The 3066-nt window shown below is 52.1% G+C and carries 3 protein-coding genes; 2 read left to right on the top strand and 1 reads right to left on the bottom strand.

Going from position 1 to position 3066, the window contains the following annotated elements; genetic code table 11:
• Window positions 1-220 precede the first annotated feature (220 nt).
• Window positions 221-1528: a galactokinase gene (locus tag H6B10_RS13640; protein ID WP_204652105.1), complete on the bottom strand. Its 1308-nt coding sequence runs from the start codon at window positions 1526-1528 to the stop codon at window positions 221-223.
• A 244-nt stretch (window positions 1529-1772) separates the two neighbouring features.
• Here H6B10_RS13640 and H6B10_RS13635 point away from each other — a divergent pair, with 244 nt between their 5' ends.
• Both H6B10_RS13635 and H6B10_RS13630 read left to right on the top strand, forming a co-directional pair.
• On the top strand, window positions 1773-2630 hold the full coding sequence (locus tag H6B10_RS13635) for an AraC family transcriptional regulator (RefSeq protein ID WP_204652104.1): 858 nt from the start codon (window positions 1773-1775) through the stop codon (window positions 2628-2630).
• Between the two features lie 75 nt (window positions 2631-2705).
• Window positions 2706-3066: TRAM domain-containing protein (locus H6B10_RS13630; RefSeq protein ID WP_345941850.1), on the top strand; the 361-nt coding region annotated here is incomplete at its 3' end.

Raw genomic sequence — 3066 nt, 5'->3', positions numbered from 1 at the left:
ACCGCGAGAGGATTTCCTCCAGCCCCATTTGCGGGTCCCGCCGAAGAATTTGGAGCAAATCCTTTTCTTCATGTAACTGCATGATTTTTCTCCTCCTTCTTTATTTTGGAAAGGCCTTTCATCTGGGTAAACGTTTCTGCGCACACAAAAGTCTCACTTGCACAAAAAAATCCCGTCGGGGTTCTCGCGTCCCCCGACGGGATCTATGTAGTATCTGAAATTACAGTTCCGGCGTAACGGGCACTGCGCCATAGTTGCGGATGTTCAGCACATGGCAGCTGCCCTCGCCAAAGCATCCATCAATTGCTGCACGGTATGCATCCACCAGATCGCTGGGCACAAAGGCCTGGATGGTACCGGCAAAGCCGCCGCCCTGCAGACGCCATGCACCACGGCCGTTGAGCACCTTCTGGCTCAGCGCCAATGCCAGGGGCACGCCCTGTTCTTTGGGGCTCTTGATGCTGTATGCATTCTGGTTAAACTCAAAGCTGGAGTGGCCGCCCTCGATGATCAGGCGCAGGAATTTGTCAAACTCATCTTTCTGCACCGCATCGCACAGTTCGGCTGCACGGCGGCAATCGTTGTAGAAATGAATCGAACGCACCACCGCACGGTCGCCCACCGTTTTGCGCAGCTTCGGAATAGCCGCATAGAAGTCCTCTTCCGGCACATCACGCAGCACTTTTTTGCCAAACTGTGCCGCAACACTTTCCATCTCGCGGCGAATTGCGGCATAATCATCGGTCAGATCCGCATGGCTACCCTTTGTATCGCTGATGCACATAACAAAACCGTGCTTGGCCAGATCGATTTCGGTCTGCCCCACAACGGGATGCTCGGGGTCCTTAAAGTCAATGGTGATCACGCCGCCCACCGCGCAGGCCGTCTGATCCATCAGGCCGCAGGGCTTGCCAAAGAAAACATTTTCGGCATACTGGCCGATCTGCGCAATGCGGACCTGGCTGAATTTTTCCATGTCATTATTGTTGTACTCGCCGCGGAAGATCGCACCAATGCAAACTTCGAACGCAGCCGAGCTGGACAGACCGGAACCGCGCAGCACGTCACTGGTGGTATAGGCATCAAAGCCGCCCACCTTGCCGCCATCATTGAGGATACCCACTGCCACGCCGCGGATCAAAGCCGCAGAGTGCTCTGCTTCACGGGGCTGCGGCGTCCGGATGCTCAGGTCCACATCATCGATTTTTTCAAAACCGTGGGATTTGACACGCACAATATTGTCCTGGTTCGGGGAAACAACCGCCACAATATCCAGGTTTACAGAACCGGCCAGAACAACACCATTATTATGGTCGGTATGGTTGCCGCCAATCTCGGTACGGCCGGGAGCAGAGTAAAGATGCACCGTACGTTCTGCACCAAACTCTGCGGCAAAGCGGTCGATCAGCTGCGTGTACCGGGCGCGCTGGGCTGCAACAATTTTCTCATCTGCACCGTACAATTTGGTAAATGCACCGTCGTACAGGCCCTGTGCAATTTGTTGCTTCAATTCAATGGTATTCGCCATATTTCCACTCGCCTTTCTGTGTGTGCGGTTCCGGCACCAACATGCACAAAAAGAGCCGCACTGTTTTAGGCAAACAGCCAAAGTCACTGCTGTTTGCACAACTGTTATACTCAGTATAACAAATTCTGCGGGGAAGTAAACATTTTTTTACTGCTCATTTATGGACTTTTGATGAATACTTTGCTATAATAATAATTACTATCGAACCGCCGTACGACGACCGGCGGGTAGCGAGGTGTGAATCATGACCAATCTGAGCAAGCAGTCGTACAAACAAAGTTATACCGATAACGTGGAATTATCCATCTTCAATTGCGGGCATGAATACTGCGAACCGGGCCATACCTGGGGCCCCGGCGTACGGGATCATTACCTGATCCATCTTGTTGTTGCCGGCAAGGGAGTATACCAGGTAGGCGGTGTTTCCCATACACTGCAGGAGGGGGATCTTTTTCTTGCTAAGCCCAACCAGTTGATCACCTATGCGGCCGACGAAACCGATCCCTGGGAATACTATTGGGTCGGCTTTAACGGTGCCTGCGCCAACAAGCTGGTGCAGCAGACCCCTTTCAGCGATCTGCACCCGGTGCATCATTGCAAAGAAAAGCAAGCTGTGCGGGAAGCACTGTACAACATTTACCTTTCCCGCGGTCCCGAACCCCAGTGTGAAGCGCTGATGACTGGGTATCTTTACATTTTTATGGCACACCTGATGAAAGAAGCGCGGGATGCCATGCCCAACGTCGGTTCTTCCAGCAGCCAGTATGTGCTGTCTGCCATCAAATATATCCAATTCAATTATTCCCACGATATTTCGGTGGACGACATTGCCAAAGCCGTCGGCGTAAGCCGCAGCCATCTGTATCGGGTATTTATGGCTAACGTAGGGCAAAGTCCCATCGACTATCTGACCAATTACCGCATCAGCGAAGCGTGCAGCCTTTTGAAAAATTCCAATCTTTCGATTGCAGAGATTGCTGTTTCAGTAGGATTTTTTGACCAGTTCTATTTTTCCCGTGTATTCAAAAAGGTCAAAGGTGTTCCCCCGAGCAAATACCTGGCCACGCTGGAAAAAGAGCAACCCAAGCCGCTGGATAAATAAGGAGCTTTCATGCCATTTACGAAAAATCAAATCTTACAGATTACAATTGAGTCCCTTTCCAATGATGGGAATGGTGTGGGACACTATGAAGGACAGGCCGTTTTTGTTCCCGGCACAGCTCCGGGGGATGTGGCCGATGTACGCATCGTAAAACCGATGAAAGGGTATGCCTTCGGGCGTATGGAAAAACTGCTGATTTCCAGCCCTGACCGTATTCCGGTAGACTGCCCTGTTGCCGGCCCCTGCGGCGGTTGCGGGTTGCGGCATATGGAATACAAATCGGAATGTGAAGCCAAAACACATTTTGTGCGGGATGCCTTCAGCCGGTTGGGAAAGTTGGATGTTCCTGTGCTGCCGGCACTGCCCGCGCCATCCACAGACCGATACCGCAACAAAGTGCAGCTTCCGGTTGGGGAAGATGAATCCGGGCATCTTG

The organism is Gemmiger formicilis, assembly GCF_016901605.1.
Classification (GTDB): domain Bacteria; phylum Bacillota; class Clostridia; order Oscillospirales; family Ruminococcaceae; genus Gemmiger; species Gemmiger formicilis_B.
Note: the sequence above shows the minus strand (reverse complement) of the source record. Positions and strands in the feature narration are given on the sequence as shown.

Excerpts from the sequence above, each read along its gene's own strand:
- H6B10_RS13640 (WP_204652105.1), bottom strand. The coding sequence starts at position 1,528 with ATGGCGAATACCATTGAATTGAAGCAACAAATTGCACAGGGCCTGTAC.
- H6B10_RS13635 (WP_204652104.1), top strand. The coding sequence starts at position 1,773 with ATGACCAATCTGAGCAAGCAGTCGTACAAACAAAGTTATACCGATAAC.